Annotated in this window: 17 protein-coding genes and 1 pseudogene; 10 read left to right on the top strand and 8 right to left on the bottom strand. The window is 38.0% G+C overall.

Annotation, left to right across the window (positions count from 1 at the left end; genetic code table 11):
• Window positions 1–103: 103 nt before the first annotated feature.
• Together ACYSNO_RS04725 and ACYSNO_RS04720 are read right to left on the bottom strand one after the other, a co-directional pair.
• Complete coding sequence (locus ACYSNO_RS04725; protein WP_461729928.1) at window positions 104–451, bottom strand: YtxH domain-containing protein; 348 nt, start codon at window positions 449–451, stop codon at window positions 104–106.
• A complete protein-coding gene (locus ACYSNO_RS04720) occupies window positions 452–877 on the bottom strand; it encodes an HIT family protein (RefSeq protein WP_461729927.1) in 426 nt (141 codons plus the stop codon). It abuts the gene before it with no gap.
• A gap of 186 nt (window positions 878–1,063) precedes the next feature.
• Between ACYSNO_RS04720 and ACYSNO_RS04715 the strand changes: the two genes are divergently transcribed.
• The 3 genes from ACYSNO_RS04715 (at window position 1,064) to manA (ending at window position 3,953) form a co-directional block, all read left to right on the top strand.
• On the top strand, window positions 1,064–1,846 hold the full coding sequence (locus tag ACYSNO_RS04715; RefSeq protein ID WP_461729926.1) for a CppA C-terminal domain-containing protein: 783 nt from the start codon (window positions 1,064–1,066) through the stop codon (window positions 1,844–1,846).
• A gap of 111 nt (window positions 1,847–1,957) precedes the next feature.
• A complete protein-coding gene (locus ACYSNO_RS04710) occupies window positions 1,958–2,971 on the top strand; it encodes a serine hydrolase domain-containing protein (protein ID WP_461729925.1) in 1,014 nt (337 codons plus the stop codon).
• Window positions 2,972–3,005: 34 nt separating this feature from the next.
• Complete coding sequence (gene manA, locus ACYSNO_RS04705; protein ID WP_461729924.1) at window positions 3,006–3,953, top strand: mannose-6-phosphate isomerase, class I; 948 nt, start codon at window positions 3,006–3,008, stop codon at window positions 3,951–3,953.
• Between the two features lie 130 nt (window positions 3,954–4,083).
• Here the strand turns inward: manA and ACYSNO_RS04700 are convergent, their stop codons facing one another.
• Window positions 4,084–5,115 (bottom strand): LacI family DNA-binding transcriptional regulator, encoded by a 1,032-nt coding sequence (locus ACYSNO_RS04700; protein ID WP_461729923.1) that lies wholly within the window; start codon window positions 5,113–5,115, stop codon window positions 4,084–4,086.
• A gap of 217 nt (window positions 5,116–5,332) precedes the next feature.
• Between ACYSNO_RS04700 and ACYSNO_RS04695 the strand changes: the two genes are divergently transcribed.
• Window positions 5,333–6,148, top strand: a complete 816-nt coding sequence (locus ACYSNO_RS04695; protein WP_461729922.1) for an endonuclease/exonuclease/phosphatase family protein — start codon at window positions 5,333–5,335, stop codon at window positions 6,146–6,148.
• Between the two features lie 50 nt (window positions 6,149–6,198).
• Here the strand turns inward: ACYSNO_RS04695 and ACYSNO_RS04690 are convergent, their stop codons facing one another.
• A complete protein-coding gene (locus tag ACYSNO_RS04690) occupies window positions 6,199–6,858 on the bottom strand; it encodes a type 1 glutamine amidotransferase (RefSeq protein WP_461729921.1) in 660 nt (219 codons plus the stop codon).
• A 1-nt stretch (window position 6,859) separates the two neighbouring features.
• A complete protein-coding gene (locus ACYSNO_RS04685; RefSeq protein WP_461729920.1) occupies window positions 6,860–8,203 on the bottom strand; it encodes a MurT ligase domain-containing protein in 1,344 nt (447 codons plus the stop codon).
• Between the two features lie 297 nt (window positions 8,204–8,500).
• On the opposite strand from ACYSNO_RS04685, the gene ACYSNO_RS04680 reads away from it, so the two are divergent.
• From ACYSNO_RS04680 to ACYSNO_RS04670, 3 genes and pseudogenes are all read left to right on the top strand, one after another.
• Window positions 8,501–9,004 carry a DNA topology modulation protein gene (locus ACYSNO_RS04680; protein ID WP_461729919.1) on the top strand — a complete coding sequence of 168 codons (504 nt, stop codon included), beginning with the start codon at window positions 8,501–8,503 and terminating at the stop codon, window positions 9,002–9,004.
• Window positions 9,005–9,091: 87 nt separating this feature from the next.
• Window positions 9,092–9,541 carry an ASCH domain-containing protein gene (locus ACYSNO_RS04675; RefSeq protein ID WP_461729918.1) on the top strand — a complete coding sequence of 150 codons (450 nt, stop codon included), beginning with the start codon at window positions 9,092–9,094 and terminating at the stop codon, window positions 9,539–9,541.
• Between the two features lie 45 nt (window positions 9,542–9,586).
• A pseudogene (locus ACYSNO_RS04670) lies at window positions 9,587–10,207 on the top strand (histidine phosphatase family protein).
• Window positions 10,208–10,337: 130 nt separating this feature from the next.
• Here the strand turns inward: ACYSNO_RS04670 and ACYSNO_RS04665 are convergent.
• The 3 genes from ACYSNO_RS04665 to ACYSNO_RS04655 form a co-directional block, all read right to left on the bottom strand.
• Complete coding sequence (locus ACYSNO_RS04665; protein ID WP_461729917.1) at window positions 10,338–10,784, bottom strand: DUF3021 domain-containing protein; 447 nt, start codon at window positions 10,782–10,784, stop codon at window positions 10,338–10,340.
• A complete protein-coding gene (locus ACYSNO_RS04660; protein WP_461729916.1) occupies window positions 10,781–11,212 on the bottom strand; it encodes a LytTR family DNA-binding domain-containing protein in 432 nt (143 codons plus the stop codon). Before ACYSNO_RS04660 ends, ACYSNO_RS04665 begins: the two co-directional genes overlap by 4 nt.
• A gap of 303 nt (window positions 11,213–11,515) precedes the next feature.
• Window positions 11,516–12,925 carry a TrkH family potassium uptake protein gene (locus ACYSNO_RS04655; RefSeq protein ID WP_461729915.1) on the bottom strand — a complete coding sequence of 470 codons (1,410 nt, stop codon included), beginning with the start codon at window positions 12,923–12,925 and terminating at the stop codon, window positions 11,516–11,518.
• Between the two features lie 152 nt (window positions 12,926–13,077).
• Here ACYSNO_RS04655 and lepB point away from each other — a divergent pair, with 152 nt between their 5' ends.
• The 3 genes from lepB (at window position 13,078) to ACYSNO_RS04640 (ending at window position 14,853) form a co-directional block, all read left to right on the top strand.
• Entirely contained in the window at window positions 13,078–13,647 is a 570-nt protein-coding gene (gene lepB / locus ACYSNO_RS04650) for a signal peptidase I (protein ID WP_461729914.1), read from the top strand.
• A 31-nt stretch (window positions 13,648–13,678) separates the two neighbouring features.
• On the top strand, window positions 13,679–14,071 hold the full coding sequence (locus tag ACYSNO_RS04645; protein WP_461729913.1) for an OsmC family protein: 393 nt from the start codon (window positions 13,679–13,681) through the stop codon (window positions 14,069–14,071).
• 77 nt (window positions 14,072–14,148) lie between these two features.
• Window positions 14,149–14,853, top strand: coding sequence for an endonuclease/exonuclease/phosphatase family protein (locus ACYSNO_RS04640; RefSeq protein ID WP_461729912.1), 705 nt, complete (start codon window positions 14,149–14,151; stop codon window positions 14,851–14,853).
• The last annotated feature ends 1 nt before the right edge of the window (window position 14,854 follow it).

Genomic DNA, 14,854 nt, shown 5'->3' with positions numbered 1-14,854 from the left:
TTCTATTTTCATTGCTGTTGATGAACCGTTTCTACTATACCACACTCTATTTTATAAAAGAACGCCTTCAAAAAAAAAACTAATAAAAATTCAAAGAATCTTCTTATTCTTTGGCTTTATTTAAAGGAGATGCAGCTAAATGTTGCTGTAAAACATTTAATTGTTCGTTTATTCGTGTGATGCGTGGAGCAGATTGAAACTTAAAGGCGTCGATTTCTTTTTCAAGTTCTTTTTGGAACTGGGGAAGAAGCGTCGTACTTAATGCTTGTGTCTTTGCCAAGTTTTGTTTCACCGCTTGGTAGTCTTTTTGTAGGGTTTGACTATCTTCTCGTATGATTTCAATCGGTTCCGACCACTTTTCGAGAGTTTCTGCACCTTTACGTGGTGCAAAAAGTAAGCCTCCAATGCCGCCTAAGGTGCTACCAAATAAGAGTCCTTTGAAAAAGCCCATCTATTTCACCTGCTTTGCAATTTTGTTGGCTAAGGCAGTCATCTCTTCAGGCGTGTACTTTGCCATATGATTTCCAAAATGAATGGAAAAATCATCCGCTTTTGAATACCGTGGAATGAGATGCACGTGTGAATGAAAGACGGTTTGATAGGCAAGTTCTTTATTGTTATTCACAATGTTTAATCCTTCAAGTTCGGGAAAAGCTGCTTCAATTGCTCGGGCAACTTTAGGTAGCCGTGTGAAGAGGGCTTGGGCTAAATCTTCGTCGTAATCAAAAATATCTGAAACATGTTTTTTCGGAATAAGCAAGGTGTGTCCGGGTGTCGTTTGAGAAATATCTAAGAATGCGTAGACCGCTTCATCTTCGTAAATGGGATAGCTAGGGATTTCTTTCTTGATGATTTTACAAAAAATACAATTTTCCATAAGGGCCTGTCTCCTTTTTAATCTTTTCTATACTGTATCATATTTCTTGAAAGAAGAGAAAAAATGCTTAAAAAAAGCCTTAGAAAAAAATAATGTTTTTTTACTCACAAACACTTAGGTTTTTAGTTGCCTAAAAAAGCGTTCAACAGTACAATAGTCAAAGAAGTAATAGAGAGGAAGTTTGAAATGTCAAGTTTTACATTAGGAAAGACGGCGACTTTAGAGACAATTACGATCCGTGTACAAGACAGAGATCGGATGATTGATTTTTATCGAGGGATGATAGGCTTTGGTTTAAAACAAGAAGAAAATGCCCTCGCGATTATGGGAGTGAAGGGGAGTCCGTGTGAACAAATATGGCTAGAAGAAAGCCCGCGCGCCTACCCACATTTTGGTGAAATGAAAAAATTAATGAGTTTTACCTTAACCGTTGCGAGTATGAAAGAACTGGCGGGAATTTATTGTCGTTTATTAAAAGCAGACGAAGAGGCCTTGACCATTCATTTTTATGAGGACTATGTAGAACTAACGATTGTAGATCCTGAAGAAAATACCTTGAAAATTCAAGCAAAACAAGAAGAAGAAAAAAGAATGACGCCTCAAGCCTTACGAGAAATCGGTGATTATCATACCCCACTCACTGAAAAAACGAAAGTAACTGGTGTGCATCTAAACGTACCAAATTTGGAAGAAGCAACGACTTTTTACCAAACAATTCTAGGTTTAACTCCGGCAGCGCTAGAACTTGCTTGGACGGATACCAAAGGGGAACAGTACTTAACGCCAGAAGATGAAGTGCTCGGCTTAGACTTCTTAAAATTTCACTTAGAAGAACCCTGTCTACTTGCATTAGAATCGCACTTAGAGCGACAAGGACAAGCCTTTTATATCGATAAGAAGAAAAGCATTTTAACCGTCTTTGATCCATTGGGAGTAGAATGGTGGTTTGTTCGTCAACAAACAAAATAATCGGCTAGCTCTTGAAACAAGCGGACAGGTTGGGTGTGTCAACGAATAAGAAAAGTGAAGAGAATAAACGGGCTGTGATTGCTGTCACGGCTCTTTTTTGAGGAGAAAGCAATGTATAAAAAAACCAAAAAAATGCTACAAGACAAATATGAAGCAGGGATTTTTCCAGGCGTCATTTCTGCTTTTGTAGACGGAAAGCACGAAGAAGTGTCGGTACTTGGACACGCAGCTTGTTTGCCAGAAAAAGAGGTCCTGACCATCGATCATCTTTTTGATGTGGCTTCCCTAACCAAAGTCATTTGTACGACGAGTGTTATTTTACGGTATGCAGCACGTGGTTTATTGGCAATCGATGATGCAATTCAAAAACATTTGCCAACTTTTCAAGATGAGAAAGTAACAGTGCGACACTTACTGACTCACACGGCTGATTTTGTCACTTGGATTGCGAATCGTGATCAATTAGATGCGTTGGCCTTACGCCAAGCCTATTTAGGATTAAGGGCGGGTCGAGATCTTGGAAAAAAGGTGGTCTACACCGATGCTGGGACGATTATTCTTGGTTTTTTAATTGAAGAAATCTCAGGTAAAACAACCACAGCAGTCTTTCAGGAAGAGGTTCTGACGCCTTTAAAAATGAATCAAAGCGGTTTCCCTCCTTTTTCTCCACAAAAAAAAATCGTATCAACAGCACGACTTTCTTCAGGAGAAATCTTGCGAGGGGTTACGCACGATCCCAAAGCGCGCGTGTTAGGTGTGCATGCTGGCAATGCGGGTTTTTTTACAACGATTTCGGATGTACTTCGTTTTGTTCATGCATATTTTGAACCCATTCCAGCATTTTTAGCGCCTACGAATATCCAAGACCTCCTCCAAGACCAAACACCAAATCGGCAGGGAGGGCGTTCGTTAGGCTGGGATTTAAAAGGAAATCCGGCGGCCCCCTTTTTATTTCATACGGGTTATACTGGCACCTTCCTATTGCTCAATCCGCAAACGCAACAAGCTTGGATTTTTTTATCCAATCGCATTCATCCAAACGATCAACGTGAAGCCTATAAAAAACATCGCGAAGAGTTAATTGCTACATATTTAGCTGAAATCCATTCGAAAAACATGTTATAATGGCAAAGAAATATGCAATAAGAAGGAGAAAACTATGCAACCATTATTTATGCAACCTGTATTCCAAGAAAAAATTTGGGGTGGGAGTCGTTTACGTACCGTTTTTGGCTATGAGATTCCAAATGATAAAATTGGGGAAGACTGGGCAATCAGCGCGCATCCAAACGGTGTGAGTGTGATTGAAAATGGTCCCTATAAAGGCGAAACACTGGACCAATTATGGGCCAACCATAAAGAATTATTCGGCAATCCAACGGAAGAAGTGTTTCCTTTATTAATTAAAATTTTAGATGCAGAAGACGATCTATCTGTTCAAGTGCATCCAGATGATGTCTATGGCTTAAAACATGAAGGTGAATTAGGAAAAACAGAGTGTTGGTATATTATCGATGCCGAACCTGGTGCAGAAATCATCTACGGCCATCATGCCGAAACAAAAGAAGAACTAGAAGCGATGATTAAAGAAGGTCGCTGGGAAGAACTCTTGACGCACGTACCTGTCAAAAAAGGCGATTTCTTCTTTGTACCAAGCGGAACGATCCATGCAATTGGGAAAGGAATTATGATTTTAGAAACACAACAAAGTTCAGATACAACTTACCGTGTTTACGATTATGATCGTAAAGACGATAGCGGACAAACACGTGAATTACACATTCAACAATCAGTCGATGTGACAACGGTTCCTTCCAATCGTCCAGAAAACAACATTGTTGAAGAGAAAAAAGGCGACTCAACAATTGTGACTTACGTAAAAACAGACTTCTTCAACGTTTACGAATGGCAAGTAAGAGGCCAATTGGCTTTAGAAAAAGCAGCTCCTTATACCTTGGCAACGGTTATTACTGGTGAAGGACAACTGCTCGTTAATGGTGAAACCTATGATCTAGCAATGGGTACAAGCTTCATCCTACCAAACCAAATCGAAAGCTGGGAAATCAAAGGCGACTTAACCATTATCGCTTCAGAACCTGGGAAGTAATTGAATAAAGGGAAAACTCCAAGCATAGCTTCTTCTATGCTTGGAGTTTTTTTCATTTAAAAGGCATCGCGAAACAGAATCGTCTCTCGCTAGGTGCAAAAATCCAACGAGAGACGATTGCTTGAGCAACTCAAAATATGCGTGATTGTTTCTTTCGATTGAGCACTGTTTCTCTTTGAATTAACTCATGAGGAACGACGACTCGTAAACTGCTTTGGACTTCGCTTTTTTGAAGTTGAGCCATCAGTTGTTGTGTTGCAATTTCACCTAACGAAGCGACGTCAATATCCATACTTGTTAAGTAAGGATGCGTTAACGTGGTGAAAATGGAGTTATTAAAACTAATCACGGACAAATCATCCGGCACTTTATAGCCTAGTAAATCAGCTAATTGCATGATGCGAACGGCGAATAGATCATCAATCACCACCAAAGCAGTTGCTTGCGTCTCTTCTAAAACTTGAGCAAAGTTGGGGTAATCTTCGGTTTTTTCAAAAGAAACTGCGGGAAAGACGGTCAACCCCGTCATCATCATCGCCTTTTGATAACCAAAGAAACGTTCATAATAGAGATTTTCGTGGGTGGTGTTCGTGATAAATAAGATTTTTTGATGGCCTTGTTCGATTAAGTACTCCGTCGCTTGTTTTCCGAGTAGTTGGTTGTCATTATCCACATAAACAATTTGTTCTTCTTGTCGATACGGTTGCCCAATCAAGGTAAAGGGAATCTGATTCGCCATTAAATAGGTAATAATCGGGTCGTATTTATCGGAATAAGTCAAAATAAAACCATCGACTTGTTTTTGGCGATGCATGCGCTCCACGTTCGCTAAAAGAGTTGCGAAGTCTCTTGCGGAAGCAATAGCTACGGACATTTGTGATTTCCGTGCTTCTTCGTTAATCGTTTCAATTGTTTCCAAGTAAAAAGGGTTCCCAAGTCGTTCTTTTGAGTTCAATGGGGGAAGAATGACTCCGATGGCACTGGCACTTCTTTTTCCTAAATTTCGTGCCGCAAGATTAGGGGTGTAACCGAGTTCGTCCATTACTTTACGAACGCGTTTTTTTGTCTCTTCGGAGATACTTGGATGATCGTTAATCACACGTGAGACGGTGGAAGTTGCGACGCCGGCTTTTTTTGCCACATCTTTTACAGTAGTACTCATTGGCCTTGCACTCCTTTAATAAAAATATCCGAATCAGGTCTCACTTGTCTACGTTAAAATTCAAGCAAAATCTAGTTGATTTCATTGTTTTATTGAAATGAGTCATCTTTTTCGTCTGCCTCTATCATAAGCGCAATCGGTTGCATAGTCAAGCGGAGTAGGCGGAGAAATCTGCCTATGTTATACTCAAAGAAGATAAAAATAAAGGAGTTTGAAAATGAAAGTATTGACTTTAAATTGTCATAGTTGGATTGAAGAAAATAGCCAAGAAAAATTACAAGCGCTCGTTGAGAAAATCGTTTTAGAAGATTTTGATGTGATTGCTTTACAAGAGGTCAACCAAAGAAAAGACGGGGAACTCGCTGTTTTAGATGAATGGTATTGCTTAAATGATGAGAGCTGGCCGATTTTAGCCGATAATTTTGCGCTTGTTCTAGCACAAGCTTTGCAAGTGAAGGACAAAGAATATTATTGGACTTGGGGCTTTAGCCACTACGCTTACGAACATTACGAAGAAGGACTCGCGCTACTTTCGAAAGAACCCTTATTAGCAGCCGTCTCTGTGCTGTCAGATTGTACGGATATCCACGATTCACGTCGTCGGATTTTAGTGAGCGGTGTGACAGAAAAAAATGGCACGCTCTATACTGTTGGGAGTGTCCATCATTCCTGGTGGGCGGAGGACGCCTTTAAAATTGAATGGCAAAAAGCCGAAGCGATTTTGAAAGATTCCCCGTATCCCATGATTTTAGCCGGCGATTTTAATCAGATTGCAGGCACTGTCGGCCATCAGCTCGTTTTGGAAAGTTCCTTACAATTGAAAGATGGGTTTGAGGCAGCAGAAATCGTAATTGGAGAAGCAACGATTGAAGGTCCAATTGATGGTTGGAACGATCATGCAGGGAAATTACGGATTGACTATATTTTTGTGAGTGAGGCACTAACAGTCGCACACCATGAAGTCTTATTTGATGGCGTAAAAGAGCCTTTAGTAAGTGACCACTTCGGTGTGATGATGCGTTTAGCTGAATAAAAACAGTAGGTGACGACGGGAAAAACTGTCGTTACCTACTGTTTTTATTTTTATCCATATTTTTTAGTTAAGGCAAGGTCTAGCAGTCTTTGAGCCAGGTGTGGGTTGCGGGCTAAAATCGGCCCATGGAAGTACGAGCCAAAGACGTTTCGATAAATAACCCCTTCGGTTTGATCTTCGCCATTGTTTCCGTGACCTTCTAAGACTTTTCCTAAAGGACGTTCATTTGTACCCAAATAGGTTTTGCCGTTATGGTTTTCAAAACCCACATAAGTCTCGTTAAATGCTTCATTGAAAATCTTCACATCGCCAATAAAACGATTGTTGTCTTGCCGAATCGTGTAATGATCGAGTGCATGAATGCCTTCAATTTTTTCGTTATTTGCTGTGACATAGTATTCACCTAGGAGCTGGTAGCCACCACAAATTGCTAGTAAGACACCGTCATTTTCAATGTAAGTAATCAATGCTTCTTTTTTACTTTGTAAGTCTTTTGAAACAATTTTTTGCTCATAGTCTTGACCGCCACCGAAGAAAACAAAGTCATAATCTTCTGCATGAAAAGGTTCATAAAGACTGACAATCGTAATGTTAAAAGCAACAGCCATTTTTTTTGCTAAATAGTCGAGTACCAGTAAGTTGCCGTTATCGCCATAAGTATTGAGTAAGTTGCCGTAAAGGTGGGCGACACGTAGTTCACGTTTGGTCATCTTATTTCCCTCCCTTTAAGATGCCTTGTTCCGTCAATTTTTGACGGAGTTGTAAGACGGCTGTATAGGTTGCTAAAATATAGACATGGTCCGTCGGTAGTTGTGGGATTTTTTGAATGATTTCATCAAAGTTTGCGCATTCAGTCAATGTCTCTTCAGCAATGCCGGCCACTTTTAAGCGGAAAGTCATGTCCTCTCGGCGTTCGCCTCCGGTTAGGACTTGTGGAATGACTCGTTTGGTTAAGTTCTCATATGTACCATCCCAAATCCAGCTGATATCAATCCCATCGGCATAATTGGCATTGAGTAAGCAAACGAGTGAGAAGTCGTTTGGAGACAAGTTCATCGTATCAATTACTTGGTTTAAGCCTACCGGGTTTTTCACCAATACAAGGGTGCATTTTTTTGCGCCAATTTGAATGACTTCTTGTCGGCCAAAGACTTTTTCATCGTAACCAAGGCCACGGCGAATTTTCTCAGGAGTGACACCGTAATGCTCACCAACAGCAGCTGCAGTCAACGCATTATAGACGTTATAGAGTCCACCGACTTCAATTTTGTACGCTTCTTGATCCATTGTAAATTCGGAAGAAACATTGGTCATTTCACCTAAAGCGTTGAGTGTATAAGTGAGTTCAGGACGTTTGAAGTCACAATTTGGACAATAGTACTTCCCTAAGTTCGCGTAAGTAATCATTTGATAATGTAAAATATGTTGGCATTTTGGACAAAGGACGCCATCGGTATTTGGATGGGCCATTTGTTCGTGGTCCGCCTCATGATCGAAACCAAAATAAATGCGTGGATTTGGAGTTTCCTTTGAATTGAAAATCGGAGAATCCCCATTTGCCAAAATGGTTGCTTGAGGGGCATTCGCAGCACCATCTACGATCATTTGGTAGGTCGTGTAAATTTCGCCGTAACGATCCATTTGATCGCGGAAAATATTGGTAAAGACAAAGAGCTCTGGCTTAATGTATGGAGTCACCTTACTGAGACTCGCTTCATCAATTTCCAGGACCGCAAATTTCTTTTGCCCTTTTTTTGAACGAGCCGATAAGAAAGTCGAGACGATTCCTTGGACCATGTTTGCACCAGTGGTATTCGTTAAGACATTGTCAAATTGTTGTTGTAAAATTTTCACAATTAAAGCAGTCGTTAAGGTTTTACCATTTGTTCCTGTAACGACAATCACTTCATAATCTTTTGCCAGATGATCTAAAATTTTTGGGTCAAGCTTTAAAGCAAGTTTTCCAGGGTAACTAGAACCTCCTTTAAAGAATGTTTGTAAAAGCCATTGCGTTGTCTTTCCGACCGTTGACGCAAAATAATGACGTATATTCATTTGAAACCTCCATCGTAAGTGTCGACACCTTGGTTTGACTATAGGTAGTCAAATTCAACTAATCATACCATATTCTGCTCAAAAGATAAAAAGGCGATGGCGAGTTTATGAATTAATTTAAAGAAGTTTTTTGTTGGAGGAAGGTGGGAGGTGGTCGGTATCAATTGTTTTGGCAATCACTAAAAAAGTATGTAGGATTCTGTTGAGGAAAAGAACACAGGAATGATAGAATTTACATGAAGAATACTATCTAGAGATTAATAATTACTAATATGTAGGAAAGGAATCTGATGAACGATGAAAAAAATCATTATTATTGGTTCTAGTGGAGCAGGGAAATCGACTTTTTCAAGAAAACTCAGTGAAAAAATCGGTATTCCCGTCTTTCATTTAGATACCTTGCTGTGGAAGCCTAATTGGGAGATGACGACTCGAAGGGAACAAATAAGCATTCAAGAAGAATTAATGAAAAAAGAATCTTGGATTATCGATGGCAATTATAATGGTACGATGGATCTAAGAATCAATGCTGCGGATGCAATTATCTTCTTTGATCTGAATCGTTGGCTATGTCTTTATCGTGTGATTCAAAGATATTTTCAATTTAAAGGAAAGTCGAGACCTGATATGCAAGCAGAGTGTCCTGAAAAACTTGATTTTGACTTTTTGAAATTTATTTGGAATTACCCGAAAAAACAAAAACTGCAAGTGGAAGAACGATTAAATAAAGTCAGTCAAACAAAAGAAATCATTCTCTTTAAAAATAAAAAACAAATGCAGCACTTCTTGGACAGTTTATGAGTCATCCGAAAACCTCTTTATGGGATTTAAAGGTTTGTTAAGAAGGATGTGAATGCGCTATGATTGTGAAAAGGATGTGAGAGATTAATGGACGTTCAAGCCTACTGGAAAAAATTTTTAGAAGAAAAGAAGCTACCTTTGGAGACAAGATGTTTTGAAGCTTTTTATTTTGGAAGTGATGAAAAATCTGCGAATCATTTATTGAATCTCGTTTTAGATGGAAAAAAAACGGCGACTAGTTCTGCTCAAGAAGAATATGTTTTGAATAATGAAAGAGAACCAAAGGTCAACGATTACTCCATTGTGACTGATTTTAAGGGGCGACCGCGATGTATTATCCAAACCATGGAAGTGATGAAACTTCCATTTGAGGAGATGACCTATGATTTATGCAAATATGAAGGCGAAGATTTGACATTGAAAACATGGCAAGCTAAGCATATGGAATTTTTTAATATTGTTGGAAAACAAACGGGGTACCAATTTCAATGGGATATGATCGTGGTATTTGAGAAGTTTGCTGTTGTTTATAAGTAAGCGACTGATTTAATTTAAAAAAGAGCGATTTAAAGGAGAATAAAAATGCAGAAAATCATTCTCGTCCAGCATTGTCAATCGGAGCATCATATCAATAAGATGTCTGGCGGTTGGACTGAATCAAATTTGACGGAACTGGGAAGAGAACAAGCGAAAAAAATAGGTTTAAGTTTAAAAAGTGTTGTCGAGCAATTTGAGAATCCTAGATTATATTCGTCTGACTTATTACGAGCCTCTCAAACAGCGGATATTATTGGAGAACATTTAAATTTAAAGGTTCATCTTGAAAAGGGATTGAGAGAATGAAACACAGGTGTGGCCATTGGGCAGATAAAGGAATGGGAAAAAAAGCATCGAAATCCACTGAAAGACAATAAATTTGATTTGGCTCATCGGATGTTTGACGAAGGTGAGAGTTGAGGAGAATTCGATCATAGAGTTTCTGATACGATGAATAGTATTCTGAAAAAAGAAAAAGAAGAGAATCTGATCATCGTCACTCATGGAGGAACTTTAAGCTATATTGTAGCCTGGTGGTTAAAGTTTGCTCCTGAAATGTTACATCAGGCCTATTTTCAAGCTGATGTAGGTAGTATCACCTTATTAAGTACAAATCATTATCAGCAAAGTATTGTAACGAAGTTTAACGATACTTCGCATTTGTAAAGAGAGGTTTAATGCCGGTGTTGATATGTTTGGAAGTCATCAAGAGTGAAAATGCCTCAGAATGTTTCTGAGGCATTTTAGTGTTTTTTCATATATTGGTGACCTCGAATAACCTTAGTATTCAAATGAGTTATTGTATCTTGCTATTTATTTTATGAATATCTTTCTTTACTTTAAACATTGAGATATTCCAAATTATTATGTAAATCATAATATATATAATCGTAAATATTATGGTATTTGCAACTGTAAAATGAATCCAATTTAAATAAAGAGCAATTGGTAAAAATAAAATATAAGAAACTAAGGCATGGATAGCAGTCATTTTAGCAATACCCCAATCTGTGCTAGTGAAAATAAAATTAGTAGCAGTGAAGATTAAACCAATTACGCCCCAAAGTAGCACTGAAATGAGGAATGCAAAGAGTTCATTAGAAAAAATTTCTTTAAAACCTGGTGTCATAGGAATATAGGTATCCCCTGAGTAGATAAAAGAAAAAAATATTGAAAATAAAAGTCCGATAAATACACCTAATATAAAACCATTAATTAAATTTAAAGCTATTTTGTTTGTCATAGTAAACACTCCTTTATGAGTTTTAAATATCTTCTAGAAGAACTCGTCTGATTTCCATTTTTAAAATAGATAATAATGATGCCAGAGCTGGTTAATTCTAAAGATTTAATAAAGTTAACATTAATTATTTCCGTATTGGAAATTCTAATGAAATTACTTTGTAACATTGTATCTAATTCATAAAGTCGATAAGGAAAGAGATACTCAGAACTCGAAGTCTCACCATAGATTCTTTTGTTTGCCGAAAAAAATCGAATAAACTCATTGCAAGGAACCATAAAATTCTGATCATTATGAGAACACCTTAAAACTGTTTTAGTATTTTCTATCTTCCCAATAATGGATTCGATTTCGGCAGTCTTCTCTTTTGCTTGTATAAGGACTAAATGATCCTCTAATAAATGGTTTTTTTCAAACTTTACTTCCATACAAATCCTCCTTTGTCTTTTTTTAGTTAAATTGTAAAAGAATTAATCTGTTTTTTATACCTTTTCTTGATGATTGGTCTTTTTTTTTGGATAACTGGTTTCCTGACTATAGATTTCTCCTATTAATTAAATGATATCTGAATATCTTGTATATTTTTGAGATACGTTTAAAATTTAAGTGTTTAACTAGTTGACTCGTTCGAATAATCGCCATATTATTTATTTTAAACTTCTTCAGAATATTTAATGAGTTAATTTTCATCATTTTTCTCCCCATACAAAAAAAAGGATAAGGTTTGCACCTTATCCAATAATAATTTTTTCTGTTGGGTATTCGTAGCCTAAATCTCGGGTTTCTTTCGGTACGAATAATAAGAGTGTATAAAGCATCCCGATCCGTCCAATAAACATTAAAGCGCCAATTACCACCTTTCCAATCGTTGAAAGTTCGGGTGTAATGCCCAGAGACATGCCCGTTGTTCCAAAGGCAGAGGCGACTTCCACGATAATCGCAATTAATGAAAAATCCTCAATGGCAGTTAAGAAAACCACGCTACTAAAGCACATAATTAATGAAAGCATAAAAACCACAATGGATTTTTGTAAGTCATCATCATCGATTTGACGGCCAAAAACATTGACCCGACTTTCGCTTTTCAAGAAAGAAAAGAGGTATAAGCCGATAATCGCAATCGTCGTCGTTCGGACACCCCCACCCACAGAACTCGGACTACAACCGATAAACATGAGTAAAGAAAAAATCAATAAGGTCGTCGTTTGAAATTCACTAATATCGTGGATTTGTAAGCCAGCATTTCTGGTCGTGACAGAGTAAAACATACTGGTGATCCATTGATACATCGGCGTAGTGCCTTGAAATAGGTGATTTTTTTCTAATAAAAAAATCGCGAGGGTCCCACCCGTAAATAAAATAATGAAGGATAAAAAGGCGATTTTGGTTAATAAGGTAAAACGGTAAGGTAACTGATGCGGCTTTTTCTTTTTACATTTTGTAATCAGCCATGAGCGCACATCCATAATGACTGGAAAACCAATTCCACCAATGAAAATTAAAAACATAATCATAAATAAAAAGGCATAATCGTTTGAATAGGGCACGATCGAATGGCCCGTGACATCGAAACCAGAATTTGTTACGGCAGAAATGGATTGATAAAAGCCGTTGAAAAAGGCATCCAGCCAGTGGTGATAGTGGCCAGTCATCTTAAAATAAAAGCCAAAAATAATGCCACCGACAATTTGAAAGCTAATTAAAATCAAAAAGGTCGTTCGAATCAAACGGACGATGCCACTTAACTTTGGTTGGTTCATGTCGGTCATAATCAGTTGTCGTTGTTTTAATGAAATCCGTTTATTTGACAAAATAAAGAAAAAGGTTGAAATCATCATAATGCCTAGCCCACCGACTTGAAATAAGATTGAGAGTAAGACGATACCGTTTCGGTTAAAGACTTCATTAATCGGAAATGTAGACAAACCCGTGACGCTAATGGTACTAACGGCCATAAATAATAAATCAATAAAAGCAACCTGACTTCCTTCTTGTCGAAAAAAAGGTAAGTAAAACAGACCGAGGGCCAAAGCCGTCACAAGTAAGTAATAAATGACAATCATTTGAATGGAAGACACGTGTTGATATAAGAAAATTCGATTGCGTCGAAAAAAAAGGCGAAGCTTTCTTTCCCAGGACATGCGACAACCCTCCTTAAGTATTTGTTTGTATGTGTAGTATACCAAAGAAAATCCTATAAAATTCATAAAAAAGAAAAGAAGCATAGGACTTTGGTAATTCAGCTATGTTATACTACGTTTAATCAAGGTTTTATGAAAGAAGGAGGAAAGATTTGAAAGAATTTCTTAAGAATTGGGGCGCATTTATTCTCATCTTAGCGGTTTTTGTGCTCTTGCGCGTCTATTTTATTACACCCGTTTCGGTGAAGGGACATTCAATGGATCCGACTTTAGCCGATGGTCAAAAAATGTTAACCTTAAAAACCAATCAATTATCACGTTTAGATATTATTACACTTCAAGAACCAGATGACTTAAATAAGTTAGCGGTGAAACGAGTCATAGGGTTACCAGGTGAGACGATTACCATGAAAAACGATCAATTAAGTATTAATGGAAAAGTGCTCGACGAAACCTACTTAGCGGAATACCAGAACTTATTTCGGCAAGGGGAGTTAATTGAAACCTACGCTTATAATGATCATTTTCAACAAATTGCGGCCAATGCCACCACTTTTACCGATGATTTTGAAGTCACCGTCCCACGAGGCAAGTATTTTGTCTTAGGGGACAATCGCCTTGTCTCTAAAGATAGTCGGTCCTTTGGTATGGTTGATGAATCGTATGTTGAGGGGAAAGTGATTTGGCGCTACTGGCCATTAAATCAGATGGCATTTTTCTAAAAAATGAAAAAGAAAAGGAAGAGTGATTGTGATGTCAGTTGAAACATTTACTTTAAATAAAGTCGGTCAGGCGTTTACCTTAGAGACAAAAAGTGAACCTTGGATTTTAACGAGAGAGGACGGTTATTCGCCTGTTCAAAGTCTCGTCACTTCAGTGGCTGCTTGTGCAGGGTACGTGTACGCTTCTGTTTTAGAAAAATCGAAAGTACCCCATGAAATTGAAAAAATAACGGCGAGCTATACGAGAAATATGGCCGAAAAAACCAACCCCATCCAATCGATTGATCTTGTAATTTACACGAGGGTACCTGTCTTACATCAAGAAAAAGCGGAGCGTTGTGTCAAATTGATTTCACCAAATTGTCCAGTCATTCAATCCATTGACCCGAAAATTGAAGTGGTCGAAAAAGTTCTTTTCATTTAATGCTTGCCACCGCAGTCTTTGAAAGTGAGAAGCAGAGGCATGTAGTTTTTTTAAAAGAAAAATAAAGGAGTAGTAAAGTGAGACTGAAAATCGGCACCTTTAATATTGCAGCGGGGTTAAATCCGGCAACAGAAGAAATCAAAAAAGTACTTGAACAAGAAAATTTCACGATGCTTGGGTTACAAGAAGTCGATTTCTTTTCAAAACGCAACCCGAAAGATATGTTGACAGAAATTGCTGGAGAAGCCTATCCCTATCAAATTTATCAGAGCGCTTTTCCTTTTTCAGATGGCGGGGAATACGGAATGGGCGTTTTAAGCCAAGTCAAGCCACAAAAAATAGACCATCATGTTTACCAAACAACAGGGGAAGAGCCACGTGTTTTTCAAGAGGTAATTTTTGAAGGTCCGAATCAACAGAAAATCGCTTTTTATAACACACACTTGTCTTTTGAATCACCGGAAATACGGGCGAAACAGGTGGAAGAATTAAAAGCGAGAATTCTGCAAAATAATTGTCAGTGGCAAGTGATTGTTGGTGATTTTAATTTTGATCAAACCTTAAACGAATGGGAAGTTTTTGCAGAATTTCAGAAGGTAAATGGGTTTCAAGGTCAGTGGTTTGACACCTTCTTGCTGGAAGATGAAACGATGAAAAACTTTGCCATTGATAATATTTTAGTGAGTGCCAACTTCCAAATCGAAGCCGTTGGCATGAAAGAAACCAGTCTTTCTGACCACGGATTGTTATGGGTGGAATTGGACTTACGGTTAGAGGAGTAAA

This window comes from Enterococcus sp. LJL98 (assembly GCF_054871745.1).
This window is presented reverse-complemented; position numbering and strand designations above follow the sequence as displayed.